The organism is Erwinia persicina (assembly GCF_019844095.1).
GTDB lineage: Bacteria > Pseudomonadota > Gammaproteobacteria > Enterobacterales > Enterobacteriaceae > Erwinia > Erwinia persicina.
The window spans coordinates 293,756-309,928 of sequence record NZ_CP082141.1; the positions used below are offsets into that span (position 1 = coordinate 293,756).

11 protein-coding genes are annotated in these 16,173 nt (G+C 56.0%); 10 read left to right on the forward strand and 1 reads right to left on the reverse strand.

Annotated features, from left to right (window positions below):
- Positions 1 to 291: 291 nt before the first annotated feature.
- From K6L24_RS01270 to gntU, 4 genes are all read left to right on the forward strand, one after another.
- Complete coding sequence (locus tag K6L24_RS01270; RefSeq protein WP_222681874.1) at positions 292 to 987, forward strand: pirin family protein; 696 nt, start codon at positions 292 to 294, stop codon at positions 985 to 987.
- A gap of 107 nt (positions 988 to 1,094) precedes the next feature.
- Positions 1,095 to 2,090 carry a gluconate operon transcriptional repressor GntR gene (gene gntR, locus K6L24_RS01275; RefSeq protein ID WP_222681875.1) on the forward strand — a complete coding sequence of 332 codons (996 nt, stop codon included), beginning with the start codon at positions 1,095 to 1,097 and terminating at the stop codon, positions 2,088 to 2,090.
- 200 nt (positions 2,091 to 2,290) lie between these two features.
- Positions 2,291 to 2,830, forward strand: a complete 540-nt coding sequence (gntK, locus tag K6L24_RS01280; protein WP_187510429.1) for a gluconokinase — start codon at positions 2,291 to 2,293, stop codon at positions 2,828 to 2,830.
- 6 nt (positions 2,831 to 2,836) lie between these two features.
- A complete protein-coding gene (gntU, locus tag K6L24_RS01285) occupies positions 2,837 to 4,177 on the forward strand; it encodes a gluconate transporter (protein ID WP_062747675.1) in 1,341 nt (446 codons plus the stop codon).
- Between the two features lie 44 nt (positions 4,178 to 4,221).
- Here the strand turns inward: gntU and K6L24_RS01290 are convergent, their stop codons facing one another.
- Entirely contained in the window at positions 4,222 to 4,815 is a 594-nt protein-coding gene (locus K6L24_RS01290; RefSeq protein WP_062747673.1) for a YhgN family NAAT transporter, read from the reverse strand.
- Between the two features lie 273 nt (positions 4,816 to 5,088).
- On the opposite strand from K6L24_RS01290, the gene asd reads away from it, so the two are divergent.
- The 6 genes from asd (at position 5,089) to glgP (ending at position 16,122) form a co-directional block, all read left to right on the forward strand.
- Entirely contained in the window at positions 5,089 to 6,198 is a 1,110-nt protein-coding gene (gene asd, locus K6L24_RS01295; protein WP_222681876.1) for an aspartate-semialdehyde dehydrogenase, read from the forward strand.
- A gap of 464 nt (positions 6,199 to 6,662) precedes the next feature.
- Positions 6,663 to 8,849 carry a 1,4-alpha-glucan branching enzyme gene (gene glgB / locus K6L24_RS01300; protein WP_222681877.1) on the forward strand — a complete coding sequence of 729 codons (2,187 nt, stop codon included), beginning with the start codon at positions 6,663 to 6,665 and terminating at the stop codon, positions 8,847 to 8,849.
- Complete coding sequence (glgX, locus tag K6L24_RS01305) at positions 8,846 to 10,825, forward strand: glycogen debranching protein GlgX (RefSeq protein ID WP_062747667.1); 1,980 nt, start codon at positions 8,846 to 8,848, stop codon at positions 10,823 to 10,825. The genes glgB and glgX overlap by 4 nt, the downstream gene beginning before the upstream one ends.
- Before the next feature lie 12 nt (positions 10,826 to 10,837).
- Entirely contained in the window at positions 10,838 to 12,124 is a 1,287-nt protein-coding gene (gene glgC, locus K6L24_RS01310) for a glucose-1-phosphate adenylyltransferase (RefSeq protein WP_062747665.1), read from the forward strand.
- Positions 12,125 to 12,220: 96 nt separating this feature from the next.
- Complete coding sequence (gene glgA / locus K6L24_RS01315; RefSeq protein WP_222681878.1) at positions 12,221 to 13,654, forward strand: glycogen synthase GlgA; 1,434 nt, start codon at positions 12,221 to 12,223, stop codon at positions 13,652 to 13,654.
- A 20-nt stretch (positions 13,655 to 13,674) separates the two neighbouring features.
- On the forward strand, positions 13,675 to 16,122 hold the full coding sequence (gene glgP, locus K6L24_RS01320) for a glycogen phosphorylase (RefSeq protein ID WP_062747661.1): 2,448 nt from the start codon (positions 13,675 to 13,677) through the stop codon (positions 16,120 to 16,122).
- The last annotated feature ends 51 nt before the right edge of the window (positions 16,123 to 16,173 follow it).

Below are 16,173 nucleotides of genomic sequence, written 5' to 3' on the forward strand. Positions count from 1 at the left end.
ATCAGAAAATGGCTTTACAAGTGCGAATGATAATGATTATTATTGTCATGCGTTTTCAGGAGTACCTCCGGTACCGACTGGGAAAGCACGACATTGCTCACATTGCTTCAGTATTTCTTAGCCAGCTCGGGTGCTGGCTTTTTTTTGCCTGCAACCTACCCGCTTCCGCAATGCCCCTGTTTATTTCCTCGTTTTTAAATCGAATTTTTTGAACAGAGAAGACAATTTTCTCCGCTATCATCCACAGCGTCAGAGGTCCAGACTGTGTCAAAACGTTGAGGAGAATTGAATATGATTTACTTACGCAAAGCACAAGATCGCGGTCATGCTAATCATGGCTGGCTGGACAGCTACCACACCTTTTCTTTTGCCGATTATTACGATGCCAATTTTATGGGGTTCTCGGCACTGCGGGTGATTAACGAAGATGTTATCGATGGTGGTCAGGGGTTTGGTACGCACCCCCACAAGGATATGGAAATTCTGACCTATGTCCTGTCCGGTACTGTTGAGCATCAGGACAGCATGGGCAATAAAGAGCAGATCCCGGCGGGTGAGTTCCAGATTATGAGCGCCGGAACCGGCGTGCGTCACTCTGAGTACAACGCCACTAAAGACGTGCCGCTGCATCTGTACCAGATCTGGATTATCCCGGAAAAAACTGGCATTGAACCGCGTTACGCACAGCGTCGTTTTGACGATGTGCAGGGCCGCCAGCTGGTGCTCTCGCCGGATGCCCGCGACGGTTCACTGAAGGTGTTCCAGGATATGACGCTGTCGCGCTGGGCGCTGACATCCGGTGAGCAGGGTAGCGTAGATGTGGAAGAGGGGCGTCGCATCTGGATCCAGGTGGTGAAAGGGGATGTTACCGTGAACGGCGAGGCGGCGACCACCTCTGACGCTTTTGCTGTCTGGGATGAAAAGTCCTTAAATATCAAAGCCAGCAGCGATGCTGAGATCCTGCTGTTCGACCTGCCACCGGTTTAATGACAACCCGTGTCACACTTTAAGGGGCGAGACAATCGCCCCTTTGTCGTTTTTCCCCTTATTTTTGTTACACTCAGCATAATTCTGTCCCCACTAGCTGAAGTCTGATGAAGAAAAAAAGACCGGTACTACAGGATGTTGCCGATCGCATCGGTATCACCAAAATGACCGTCAGCCGCTATCTGCGTCATCCCGATCAGGTCTCTGCCGCGCTGCAGGGCAAGATTGCGGCTGCGTTAGATGAGTTGGGTTATATCCCAAATCGCGCACCTGACATGCTCTCCAACGCCACCAGTCGGGCGATTGGCGTATTGCTTCCCTCGCTGACCAATCAGGTATTTGCTGATGTGCTGCGTGGGATTGAAGCGGTCACCGATACGGCGGGTTATCAGACGCTGGTAGGGCATTTCGGTTACAGCGCCGAAAAAGAAGAGCTACAGCTGCGTTCGCTCTTGGGCTGGAATATCGACGGGCTGATCCTTACCGAACGCACCCATACGGCGGCCAGCCTGCGAATGATCGAAACGGCCGGTATCCCGGTGATAGAGATGATGGACTCTGTCTCGCCCTGTCTGGATATGGCGGTCGGCTTTGATAATGTTGAGGCGGCCCGGCAGATGACCCACGCCATTCTGCAAAGAGGGCACCGCCATACCGTCTATCTGGGGGCGCGACTTGATGAGCGAACGCTGCAGAAAGAGCAGGGTTATCGTCTGGCGATGATCGAAGCCGGCCTGGAACCCCGGAGCGTGATGATGGAGGCAGCATCATCATTCTCTGCCGGAGCGATGCTGATGTGTGAGGCGCAGAAACGCTACCCTCTCACCGATAGCCTGTTCTGCACCAACGATGATCTGGCCGTTGGCGCGATGTTTGAGTGTCAGCGCCAGGGATTACAGGTGCCGCAGCAGATGGCCATTGCCGGCTTTCACGGTCATGATATTGCCCATGTGGTCAATCCGCCGCTGGCCACAGTGCAGACGCCCCGTGAGCAGATGGGGCAGGCGTCCGCCACGCTGCTGCTGGCACGTATTCGCGGTGACGTCGCGGGCCCGTCCCCGGTGGATGTCGGCTTTACTATCCTGCTCGGCGGCAGTATCTGATACCCGGCGGGCACACCGTTGCCCGCTCCTGACTTGTCCCTTTGTGCCACCTCCTGTCTGAATCTGCTGTTTTTTTGAAGCACCTCACATTTACCAGCTTTTTCCGCCGTGGCTGTTGCCATAATCCATACACATCCAGACAATGTTACCGATAACAAATTAACTGACTCATCTGCTACCTCTCTGCCGGAGCCACAATAATGACCACTCATTCAACGCCTAATCACGTCTTTGTACTGATGGGTGTATCCGGAAGCGGCAAGTCTGCCGTTGCCAATGCCGTTGCGCATCAGCTTAACGCTGCTTTCCTCGATGGCGACTTCCTGCACCCGCGTGCCAACATTGAAAAAATGTCGGCCGGCCATCCGCTGAATGATGATGACCGCCGCCCGTGGCTGGAGTCGATCAACGATGCCGCGTTCGCCATGCAGCGCACTAACGATGTTTCACTGATCGTCTGTTCGGCGCTGAAAAAAAGTTATCGCGATATTTTGCGTAAGGGTAATAACAACCTCTCATTCGTTTATCTCAAAGGTGACTTCGATACCATTGAGTCGCGTCTGCGCGCGCGCAAAGGGCACTTCTTTAAGCCGCAAATGCTGGTGACTCAGTTTGCCACGCTGGAAGAGCCGGGCAGTGATGAGCACGATGTTCTGGTTGTTGATATTAATCAGTCCCTTGATGAGGTTGTCGCGGCAACGCTGAAAACTATTGACGGCGCGACAGTGAAAACTAAGTAGGGTGTCATGAGTACTGCAACACTGGTATTAACGGCGGCAGGGTCGGTTCTGCTGCTGCTTTTTTTAGTGATGAAGGCGAGGATGCACGCCTTTGTTGCGCTGATGTTAGTCTCTATCGGGGCGGGCCTGTTTTCCGGGATGCCGCTGGATAAAATTGCCACAACGATGGAAAAGGGCATGGGCGGCACGCTCGGATTCCTGGCGATTGTGGTGGCGCTGGGGGCGATGTTCGGCAAGATCCTGCATGAAACCGGCGCGGTCGACCAGATTGCCATCCGCATGCTGAAAACCTTTGGCGAAAGCCGCGCGCATTATGCAATGGGGATCGCCGGGCTGATTTGTGCGCTGCCGCTGTTTTTCGAAGTGGCGGTGGTGCTACTGATAAGCATTGCCTTTGCGGTAGCACGCCGTACCGGCGATAACCTGGTGAAGCTGGTGATCCCGCTGTTCGCCGGCGTTGCGGCGGCAGCGGCCTTCCTGCTGCCTGGGCCTGCACCGATGCTGCTGGCGTCCCAGATGCATGCTGATTTTGGCTGGATGATCCTGCTGGGCCTCTGCGCGGCGATCCCGGGGATGTTGATTGCCGGGCCGCTGTTTGGCCGTTTTATCAGCCAGCACGTGACCTTTGGCGTTCCGGCAGAGGGCGATCATCCCGAATTCGATGAGAGCAAGCTGCCCTCCTTTGGTTTCAGTCTGTCGCTGATCCTGTTCCCGCTGCTGCTGGTGGGCCTGAAAACCATCGGTGCGCGATTTACCGCACCGGGCTCGACGCTGTACGAGTGGCTGGAGTTTATCGGCCATCCGTTTACCGCGATCCTGCTGGCCTGCCTGGTCGCCATTTATGGCCTGGCCTACCGACAGGGCATGGACAAAGAACGCGTCATGGAGATCTGCGGCGCAGCGCTCCAGCCGGCGGGGATTATTCTGCTGGTCATTGGGGCCGGAGGGGTATTCAAGCAGGTGCTGGTGGATTCCGGCGTTGGCCCGGCACTGGGTAATGCGTTAACGGGTGCCGGTTTACCGGTGGCGCTGGCCTGCTTTGTGCTGGCGGGCGCGGTGCGTATTATTCAGGGCTCGGCTACCGTCGCCTGTCTGACCGCCGTCGGGCTGATTATGCCGGTGATCGAGCCGCTGCACTATTCCGGCGCGCAGATGGCCGCGCTGTCGATCTGCATTGCCGGGGGCTCCATTATCTGCAGCCACGTTAACGACGCTGGTTTCTGGTTGTTTGGCCGTTTTACCGGGGCAACCGAAGCGCAGACGCTGAAGACCTGGACGCTGATGGAAACGATCCTCGGCACCGTCGGCGCGATTATCGGAATGATCGCCTTCGAACTGTTGTCGTAGGAGATACTGCGGGCGGACCGTCTTTTGAGGTCCACCCGCCACCCTCAGAGTTTCAAATACGTCCGTATCCCATCCAGAAACATCTGCGTCGCCAGCATAATCAGAATCAGCCCCATCAGTCGTTCCAGCGCATTCACCCCTTTGTCCCCCAGCAGTCTTAAGAACAGTCCCGACAGCAACAGGATCACTACGGTCAGCCCCCAGGCGATCAGCAGCGCCCCAACCAGATGGCCCATATTGCTTGGGTACTGATGCGACAGCAGCATCAGTGTGGCAAGAAGTGAAGGTCCGGCGACCAGCGGGATGGCCAGTGGTACCAGAAAGGGTTCTTCTCCCGCAGAAAGCCCGGTACTGCTGCTCTCCTGCGAAGGGAAAATCATCTTAATGGCGATCAGGAACAGGATGATGCCGCCCGAGATCGACACGGTTTCCGTCCGCAGATTGAGGAAGGCGAGAATTTTTTCCCCGGCGAACAGAAACAGCAGCATGATGAACAGCGCGATCAGCATTTCGCGCATTAGCACCACCCTACGACGTTTCGGCTCCAGATGTTTTAAAACCGACATAAAAATCGGCAAATTGCCCAGCGGATCCATAATCAGCAACAATAATATCGTCGCGGAGATCATTTCAGTCATCGTTGTTGTTCTCGTTATTAATCAATGTCGCTACGTTATAAGCAGCGCTGCTAAAAAAAACCATCTAATCGATTTAATTCACTTGCCACTTTTGCTGCACCTTGTAAGGTTTAGCAATCATATTGTTTTAACTCTAACAGGTCAGGCGTCACTGTCGTAGCCAGTTTGCTTACTGCCAGCACACCGCAGCCGGAGCGTACAGTTGTACGTGAGGATGACGGGCACTGCCGGGGGTGGAAATGGCCGGTACGGGGACCCGGGATAAAGGTAAAGATGAAGACGGTTGGATTAGTAGGTTGGCGTGGGATGGTGGGCTCGGTACTGATGCAACGCATGAGTGAAGAGCGCGATTTTGATGTGATCCGTCCGGTATTCTTCTCAACGTCTCAGCACGGTCAGGCGGCCCCGGCCTTCGCGGGCCAGTCGGCTGGCACGCTGCAGGATGCCTTTGATATCGACGCGCTGAAAGCGCTGGATATTATCATTACCTGCCAGGGCGGGGACTACACCAGCGACATTTACCCTAAGCTGCGTGCGGCGGGCTGGAACGGTTACTGGATTGATGCTGCCTCAACGCTGCGTATGAAAGATGACGCCATCATCATCCTTGACCCGGTTAACCACAAGGTGATCCATGACGGTCTGAACAACGGTATCAAAACGTTTGTCGGCGGTAACTGTACCGTCAGCCTGATGCTGATGTCGCTGGGCGGCCTGTTTGAAAACAACCTGGTGGAGTGGGTGTCGGTGGCCACGTATCAGGCGGCTTCCGGCGGCGGCGCACGTCATATGCGTGAGCTGCTGACCCAGATGGGCATGTTGCATAATCATGTGGCGAAGGAGCTGCAGGATCCGGCCTCGGCCATCCTCGACATCGAGCGTAAAGTGACGGAGTTGAGCCGTGCAGGCGTGCTGCCAACCGATAACTTTGGCGTTCCGCTGGCGGGCAGTCTGATCCCGTGGATCGACAAGCAGCTGGATAACGGCCAGACGCGCGAAGAGTGGAAAGGTCAGGCCGAAACCAACAAAATCCTGCGCACCAGCAGCGTGATCCCGGTTGACGGTCTCTGCGTCCGTGTCGGCGCGCTGCGCTGTCACAGCCAGGCCTTTACACTGAAGCTGAAAAAAGACGTACCGCTCACCGACATTGAGCAGATGCTGGCCGCGCACAATGAATGGGTAAACGTGGTGCCAAACGACCGCGAGATTTCCATGCGTGAACTGACCCCGGCTGCCGTGACCGGCACACTGAACACGCCGGTTGGGCGTCTGCGCAAGCTCAATATGGGGCCGGACTACCTTTCTGCCTTTACCGTGGGCGATCAGTTGCTGTGGGGGGCTGCAGAACCGCTGCGCCGGATGTTGCGCCTTCTGGTGGCATAATATCCTTCCTGTTCCCCCGCCAGGGGCGGGGGACATGTCAGCCTGTTTCTGTGTGCATCGCCATTTTTCACGATTATTAGCCGTACCTGCCCTTTTTTTTAACTGGCGATCCTTCCCGCCAGATTTCAGCACCTCTTAACCCCTGCGGCCTGGCTGCGAGCGGGTCTAAGAAGGTTCTGATGCTCCTGCCTCATGCCTTTACAGCAGTAAACTTTGATCTAAACGAAATATATTTACGCTTTCGTCCATGGCTATTGTTTTCCCCTGGCTATGCTTAAAACGTATCTGCCCCTAAAACATTTTGAGTTTTCGATACGCTATTTCTTGCACGCTGCGGTGGTTTTTTTCCAGTGGAGGGTTTCCTGCCGGTCAGCGTGCGTTGAGCTCAATGAAGAGCAGTGCACTGGCCATGACCCTTCAATGGAGGCCGCCAGTCGCCTGCCACTCATCACGGGAAGAAAGTCATGTCAGAGCTTATGGATCGTCATGCAATTAACGCGTTAGTCTCAGGTCATTTTGCTGACCCCTTTTCACTCCTGGGTATGCATAAGACTGATAAGGGTTTAGAGGTACGCGCCCTGCTACCTGATGCGAGCGAAGTCTGGGTGATCGAAACCAGCACGGGGAATAAATGTGTGCAGCTGGAGTCCCTGGACGCCAGGGGTTTTTTTCATGGGGTGATCCCAAAACGTAAGAACCCGTTTCGCTATCAACTGGCTGTCACCTGGCACGGCCAGCAAAATCTCATTGATGATGCGTACCGTTTTGGCCCGCTTTTACCGGAAATGGACAGCTGGCTGCTGGCCGAGGGGACTCATCTGCGCCCCTATGAAACCATGGGCGCCCACGCAGACGTTATTGATGGGGTTATCGGCACGCGCTTTGCCGTCTGGGCGCCAAACGCGCAGCGCGTGTCTGTGGTCGGAGAATTTAACTACTGGGATGGCCGTCGGCATCCCATGCGCCTGCGTCGTGAAATCGGCGTATGGGAGCTGTTTATCCCGGCGGCCCGCCCCGGTCAGCTGTATAAATTTGAAATTATCGATAAAGACGGTCAGCTGAGATTAAAAGCTGACCCTTACGCCTTTGAGGCGCAGATGCGTCCGCAGACGGCGTCGATGATTTGTGGTATCCCGGAAAAGACCACCCTGTCACCGGAGCGCCAGCGTGCCAATGGCTTTGATGCGCCGATCTCCATTTATGAAGTTCACCTGGGATCCTGGCGTCGTCATACGGATAACCACTTCTGGCTGAGTTATAAAGAGCTGGCAGAGCAGCTGGTGCCTTACGCCAAAGAGATGGGCTTTACCCATCTGGAGTTGCTGCCGATCAATGAGCACCCCTTTGACGGCAGTTGGGGCTATCAGCCGCTGGGGATGTATGCCCCGACGCGGCGTTTCGGTACCCGCGACGATTTCCGCGCCTTTATCACCGCTGCCCATAATGCCGGGCTTAATGTGCTGCTGGACTGGGTTCCCGGTCATTTCCCTTCCGATGACTTTGGTCTGGCGAAGTTTGACGGCACGGAGCTGTACGAACATGGGGATCCGCGCGAGGGCTTCCATCAGGACTGGAACACGCTGATTTATAATTTTGGCCGTCGTGAGGTGAGTAACTATCTCGCCGGCAATGCACTGTACTGGATCGAGCGTTTTGGCATTGACGGGCTGCGGGTGGATGCGGTTGCTTCGATGATCTACCGTGACTACAGCCGCGCCGAAGGCGAGTGGGTGCCTAACCATTTGGGGGGGCGCGAGAATCTGGAGGCGATCTCCTTCCTGCGTTACACCAACCGGACCCTCGGCCATGCCGCACCGGGTTCCATCACCGTGGCCGAAGAGTCGACTGACTTTGATGGCGTATCGCGGCCGCCGGAAATGGGCGGGCTGGGCTTCTGGTTCAAATGGAACCTCGGCTGGATGCACGACACGCTTGATTACATGAAGCTGGATCCGATCCATCGCCGTCATCACCACAATCTGATGACCTTCGGCATGCTTTACAACTACACCGAAAACTTCGTCCTGCCGCTGTCGCACGATGAAGTCGTACACGGAAAACGTTCGATTCTTGACCGGATGCCGGGTGATGCCTGGCAGAAGTTTGCCAACCTGCGCGCTTACTACGGCTGGATGTTTGGATTCCCCGGGAAGAAGCTGTTGTTTATGGGTAATGAGTTTGCCCAGGGCAAAGAGTGGAACCACGATACCAGCCTCGACTGGCATCTGCTGGAAGGGGAAGACAACTGGCACAACGGCGTACAGCGTCTGGTGCGGGATCTGAACCACACTTACCGGGCGCATACGCCGCTCTACCAGCAGGACTTCGATCCGGCAGGATTTGAGTGGCTGGTCGTGGATGATTTCGATAACTCGGTGTTTGTCTTTATCCGCCGTGACCGCGACGGTAATGAGCTGATTGTCGCCAGTAACTTTACGCCGGTGCCCCGCTATGACTACCGCTTTGGCGTGTCCGGTGCCGGACGCTGGCGCGAAGTGCTGAACACGGATTCAGGTCACTATCACGGCGGCAACAACGGTAACCTCGGCACGGTCAGTACCGACGACTGGGGCAGCCATAACCGTAGCCACTCACTGAGTCTGACGCTGCCCGCTCTGTCTACGTTGTGGCTGGTGCGGGAGGCGGAATGACACCGTTACGGGAGGGGCTTCCAGCACCACGCGGTGCCAGCTATGACGGCAAAGGCGTGAACTTTACGCTGTTCTCCCAGCATGCGGAACGCGTCGAGCTGTGCCTGTTTGATGCCAGCGGTGTGGAAACACGCGTGGATCTTCCCGCACGAAGTGGTGATATCTGGCACGGCTATCTTCCCGCCTGTAAACCCGGGCAGCGGTATGGCTACCGCGTCCACGGCCCGTGGCAGCCCCGGCAGGGCCAGCGTTTTAATCCGGCCAAACTGCTGCTCGACCCCTGCGCACATGACGTGGAGGGCGAAGTGACCGACGACCCGTGCTTCCAGTCTGGCGGGGAGCAGCCCGATGCGACTGACAGCGGGCCACGGGCGCCGAAAGGGGTGGTGCGGGCCGATGATTTTGACTGGGGAGACGATGTTGCCCCCCGCGTGCCCTGGGGCAGCACCGTGATTTATGAGGCCCACGTGCGCGGCCTGACCAAACAGCATCCGGACATTCCGGAAGCCCTGCGTGGTACCTATGCGGCACTCGGGCATCCGGTGATGATCGACTACTTCCAGCGTCTGGGGATCACCAGCCTGGAGTTGCTGCCCGTCGCCTGCTTCGCCAGTGAACCCCGGCTGCTAAGGATGGGCCTGAGTAATTACTGGGGGTATAACCCGCTGGCCTGCTATGCGCTGGAGGGGCGTTATGCGTCCTGTGAGGAGAACCCGCGTCAGGAGTTCCAGCAGGCGGTGAAGGCACTGCATCAGGCGGGGATTGAGGTGATCCTCGATGTGGTGTTTAACCACACGGCCGAACTGGAAGAGGACGGCCCCACGCTGTCCATGCGGGGCATCGACAACCAGAGCTACTACTGGCTGGACGGCCAGGGTGGCTATCAAAACTGGACGGGCTGCGGCAATACGCAAAATCTCAGCCATCCGCAGGTCATGGCGTGGATGCTCGACTGCCTGCGTTACTGGGTCGAGGAGTGCCATGTTGATGGTTTTCGCTTTGACCTGGCCACCGTACTGGGGCGCACGCCGGACTATCAGCAGAACGCGCCGTTGTTTCAGGCCATTGCTGCGGATCCGCTACTGTCTGCCTGCAAGCTGATTGCCGAGCCCTGGGATATCGGCCCCGGCGGCTATCAGGTGGGCAACTTTCCGCCTCCGTTTGCCGAGTGGAATGACCATTTCCGCGATACCGCGCGGCGCTACTGGCTGCACGGTGAGATGACCAACGGTGACTTTGCGCGGCGCTTCGCCGGTTCGAGCGATGTGTTCGACCGCAACGGTCGCCTGCCTTCAGGCAGCATCAATTTAGTGACCGCTCACGACGGTTTCACGCTTCGCGATGTGGTGAGTTTTGAGCGTAAACACAATGAGGCCAACGGCGAAGATAACCGTGATGGCAGCAGCAACAACTTCAGCCATAACCACGGTGTGGAAGGACTAAATGCGCCGCTGCTGGTGGTGGAACACCGCCGCCGCAGCGTTCATGCCCTGCTGACCACACTGCTGTTGTCGCAGGGCACGCCGATGCTGCTGGCCGGGGATGAACACGGTCACAGCCAGCACGGAAATAATAATGCGTACTGCCAGGATAACCCGCTGACATGGTTCGACTGGCAGCAGCACGATCGCGGGCTGTTTGCTTTCACCGCCGCCCTGATCCATCTGCGTCGCCGTATTCCGGCGCTGCAGAGCGATCGCTGGTGGCAGGAGGGGGATGGCAATGTTGAGTGGCTGAACGACCAGGGACAGCCGCTGACGACTGCGCAGTGGGAACAGGGGGCACATCGGTTACAGGTCAGGCTTTCACAGCACTGGCTGATAACGATCAACGCCACCGAAGACGTGTATGACCTGGTATTACCTGAAGGGCAATGGCACGCCATACCTCCCTTCGCCGGGGATGATAACCCGATCCTGTCAACTGTCTGGCATGGGGCAGCACACGGAGTGTGTGTGTTCCAGGAACAATCATAATAGGAATCAGACATGGCCAAATTAGATAAGAACGACCCTGTAATGCTGGCAAGGCAATTACCGACTCAAACGGTGGCGTTGATCCTCGCGGGTGGCCGCGGTACGCGTCTGAAAGATCTCACCGCCAAGCGCGCCAAACCTGCCGTCCATTTTGGTGGGAAGTTTCGCATTATCGACTTTGCGCTGTCGAACTGTCTGAATTCCGGTATCCGGCGGATTGCGGTCATCACGCAATACCAGTCACATACGCTGGTACAACATATTCAGCGAGGCTGGTCATTCCTCAACGAAGAGATGAACGAATTTGTCGATCTGCTACCCGCCCAGCAGCGCCTCTCCACCGATCACTGGTATCGCGGCACCGCGGATGCCGTTACGCAGAACCTCGATATTATTCGTCGCTATCGCGCGCAGTACATCGTGATCCTGGCCGGTGATCACATCTACAAGATGGACTATTCGCGCATGCTGATTGACCACGTGGAGAATGGCGCACGCTGTACGATTGCCTGCCTGCCTGTGCCGCTGGAGGAAGCCAGCGCCTTCGGCGTGATGAAGGTGGATGAGGACAACAAGGTGGTGGAGTTCCTTGAGAAACCGGAGCAACCGCCCGCGATGCCCGGTGACAGTAGCCGTGCGTTAGCCAGCATGGGTATTTATGTTTTTGATGCCGAATATCTTTTTGGCCTGCTGGAAGAGGATCAGGAACTGCCGCAGTCGAGCCATGACTTTGGCAAAGATCTGTTGCCCAAAATCGTGGCCAGTGGCGAAGCACTGGCCCACTCGTTCAGCCTCTCCTGCGTGCAGCATGATGAGACAGCGGAGCCTTACTGGCGGGATGTCGGGACGCTGGAAGCATACTGGAAAGCCAACCTGGATCTCGCCTCGGTGATGCCGGAACTGGACATGTATGACAGTACCTGGCCAATCCGCACCCATATGGAACCGCTGCCGCCCGCTAAGTTTGTGCAGGATCGCTCGGGTAGCCATGGTATGACAATGAATTCACTGGTGTCAGGGGGCTGCATTATCTCTGGTTCCGTGGTGGTGAACTCGGTGCTGTTCTCCCGGGTTCGAATTAACTCCTTCTGCAATATTGAGTCATCGGTTTTACTGCCAGACGTTGAGGTGGGTCGTTCCTGCCGCCTGAGACGTTGTGTGATAGATCGGGCCTGCGTACTGCCAGAAGGAACGGTAATTGGTGAAAACCCGGATGACGATGCCCGGCGCTTCCACCGATCGGAAGAAGGGATCGTTCTTGTCACAAGGACAATGCTGGCGAAGCTTGGCTGGCGTTAATCAGACGCAATAACACGTCAATATGACTGTACCCGAGCGATGCAGCTAAGACTGATGCAGTTTGAGTTGCTCAGGGTATATGAAAAGGAGCCGATAATGCAGGTGCTACACGTCTGTTCAGAAATTTTCCCGCTGCTAAAAACCGGCGGACTTGCTGATGTTATTGGGGCATTACCGGCGGCGCAAATTGCAGAAGGGACGGATACCCGGGTGTTACTGCCCGGATTCCCGGCGCTGACTAAAGCCATCACTGATATTCAGGTGGTGGCGAAGCTGCAAACCTTTGCTGGCGATGTCGAGTTACATTTTGGTCATTTTGGTGGTGTTGGGATTTATTTGATCGATGCGCCGGGTCTGTACAATCGTCCCGGCAGCCCGTATCACGATGAATCGCAGTATGCTTACCCCGATAACCATATACGATTTGCCCTGCTGGGGTGGGTCGCCTGTGAGCTGGGCTGTGGGCTGGATGACTGGTGGCGACCGGATATTGTTCACGCGCATGACTGGCACGCGGGCCTTGCCTGCGCCTACCTGGCCGCGCGTGGGCGTCCGGCGAAATCGGTGTTTACGGTGCATAACCTGGCCTATCAGGGGCTGTTTGATGCCAGGCATCTGGATTTGCTGCAGATCCCATCGTCATTTTTCAGCATGCACGGTCTGGAATTCTACGGTCAGATTTCATTCCTTAAGGCCGGACTGTTTTATGCCGATCATATCACCGCGGTCAGCCCAACATACGCGCGTGAGATCACCCTGCCGGAGTATGGCTATGGCATGGAGGATCTGCTTAAACAGCGCCAGCTGGAGGGAAGGCTGACCGGGGTTCTCAACGGTGTCGATCCGGCGATCTGGGATCCCGAGCACGATCTGCTGCTGAATGCACGTTACAACCGTGATGTGCTGGATGCCAAGCTGGAGAACAAAAGGCAGTTGCAGATCACCATGGGGCTGAACGTTGACGATAAAGCGCCGGTCTTTGCCGTGGTTAGCCGCTTAACGAAACAGAAGGGGCTGGATCTGGTGCTGGAAGCCCTGCCGGGCTTACTGGAGCAGGGCGGTCAGCTGGTTCTACTGGGGGCAGGGGATGCCGAGCTGCAGCAGGGGTTCCTGGCCGCAGCGGCAGAGTATCCGGGTCAGGTTGGGGTGCAGATTGGCTATCACGAAGCGTTCTCGCACCGCATTATCGGCGGTGCTGATGTGATTATGGTGCCGAGCCGGTTTGAGCCGTGCGGGCTGACGCAGCTCTATGGATTGAAATACGGCACGCTGCCCTTAGTGCGGCGTACGGGAGGACTGGCGGATACGGTAAATGACAGCTCGCTGGAAAACCTGGCCGACGGTATCGCCAGTGGGTTTGCTTTTGAAGACAGCAATGCCTGGTCGTTATTGCGTGCTATACGACGTGCTTTTGTTCTCTGGTCCCGTCCTTCGTTGTGGCGTTATGTTCAGCGTCAGGCAATGGGGATGGATTTTAGCTGGCAGGTGGCTGCAGTGGCCTACCGCGATCTCTATCAACGTTTGTTGTAACCAGAAAATGGGAAATTGATATGAACGCACCGTTCTCCTATGCCTCACCGACGCTCAGTGTCGACGCACTCAAGCACTCGATCGCCTATAAGCTGATGTTCACCATTGGTAAAGACCCGTCAATTGCCAATAAGCATGAATGGCTGAACGCCACCCTGCTGGCCGTTCGTGACCGTATGGTCGAGCGCTGGCTGCGCTCAAACCGCGCGCAGCTTTCACAGGATGTACGCCAGGTCTATTACCTGTCGATGGAGTTTCTGGTGGGCCGCACGCTCTCTAATGCGCTGCTGGCGATGGGGATCTATGACGACGCCCGCTCGGCCCTGGAAGAGATGGGGTTTGATCTCGAAGAGCTGATCGAAGAGGAGAGCGACCCGGGATTAGGGAATGGCGGCCTCGGTCGTCTGGCCGCCTGTTTCCTGGATTCACTCGCCACGCTCGGCCTGCCCGGTCGCGGCTACGGTATCCGCTACGAATACGGGATGTTTAAGCAGAATATCGTTGACGGGCGTCAGGCCGAGTCACCGGACTACTGGCTGGAATACGGTAATCCGTGGGAGTTTCAGCGTTTTAATACCCGTTATAAAGTACGCTTCGGCGGCCGCATCCAGCAGGAGGGCAGCCGCGCCCGCTGGGTAGAAACCGAAGAGGTGCTGGCCACCGCCTATGACCAGATTATTCCCGGCTACGATACGGATGCCACCAACACCCTGAGACTGTGGGGGGCGCAGGCGAGTAATGAGATCAATCTGGGGAAATTTAACCAGGGCGACTATTTTGCCGCGGTCGAAGATAAAAACCACTCTGAAAACGTGTCGCGGGTGCTTTATCCCGATGATTCAACCTACTCCGGGCGGGAGTTACGCCTGCGACAGGAGTATTTCCTTGTGTCGGCGACGGTCCAGGATATTCTCCATCGCCACTGGGCCATGCATCAGACCTTCGATAACCTGGCCGATAAAATTGCGCTGCATCTTAACGATACGCACCCGGTACTGGCGATCCCTGAGCTGATGCGTGTGTTGATCGACGAGAACAAGTTTACCTGGGACGATGCCTTTGAAATTACCTGCCAGGTGTTCTCCTACACTAACCACACGTTGATGCAGGAAGCGCTGGAAACCTGGCCGGTGGACATGATCGGCAAAATTCTGCCGCGACATCTGCAAATCATTTTTGATATCAACGACTACTTCCTGAAAACGATCCAGGAATACTATCCTGATGACTGGGAGCTGCTGTCGCGTATCTCAATTATTGATGAGAACAATGGCCGCCGTATTCGTATGGCCTGGCTGGCGGTGGTGGTCAGTCACAAGGTGAATGGCGTATCAGAGCTTCACTCCAACCTGATGGTGCAGTCGCTGTTCGCTGATTTTGCCAAACTGTTCCCTGGCCGTTTCTGCAATAAAACCAACGGCGTCACGCCACGTCGCTGGCTGGCACTGGCGAATCCGGCGCTGTCCGACGTACTTGATGAAGCGATTGGCCGTAACTGGCGTACCGAACTGAGTCAGCTGGGCGAACTTGAGCAGCATATTGATTACCCGGAGTTTATCAAGCAGGTCAGCAGTGCCAAGCTGGTGAATAAAAAGCGCCTGGCTGCCTGGGTAAGCCAGAAAATGGATATCGTCATCGATCCGCGCGCCATGTTTGACGTGCAGATCAAGCGTATTCATGAATACAAACGTCAGCTCCTGAATGTGCTGCACGTGATCACCCGTTACAACCGTATCAAAGCCGATCCAACCGCCGACTGGGTGCCTCGCGTGAATATTTTCGCCGGGAAAGCCGCGTCAGCCTACTTTATGGCGAAGCATATTATTCATTTGATTAACGATGTGGCGCAGGTGATCAATAACGATCCACAGGTGAAAAATAAGCTCAAAGTGGTGTTTATTCCTAACTACGGTGTCAGCCTGGCGCAGATCATTATCCCGGCGGCAGACCTCTCTGAGCAGATCTCGCTGGCGGGGACGGAAGCTTCTGGCACCAGTAATATGAAGTTCGCTCTGAACGGCGCGCTGACCATTGGTACGCTGGACGGTGCGAACGTGGAGATGCAGGAGCACGTTGGGGAAGAGAATATCTTTATCTTCGGCAACACCACTCCGCAGGTGGAGCAGTTACGCAACAATGGTTATAACGGGCGTGACTTTTATGAAAAAGATGCTGAACTTCACCTGGCCCTGACGCAAATTGCCACCGGTTTATTCAGCCCGCAGGAGCCCGGACGCTACCGCAATATCTTTGATTCCCTGGTCAGTCTGGGCGACCACTATCAACTGCTGGCCGACTACCGTAGCTATGTGGATACGCAAGACAAGGTCGATAAGTTGTATCGTAATCAGGAAGAGTGGACGCGCTGTGCGGTGCACAACATTGCCAATATGGGGTATTTCTCTTCAGATCGTACCATTCAGGAATATGCGGATGAGATCTGGGGAATAAAACCCATCAGGTTGTAACGAAGAAAAGGGTCGACCGCAAAAACAGGTCGACCCTTTCGAGGCATCGCT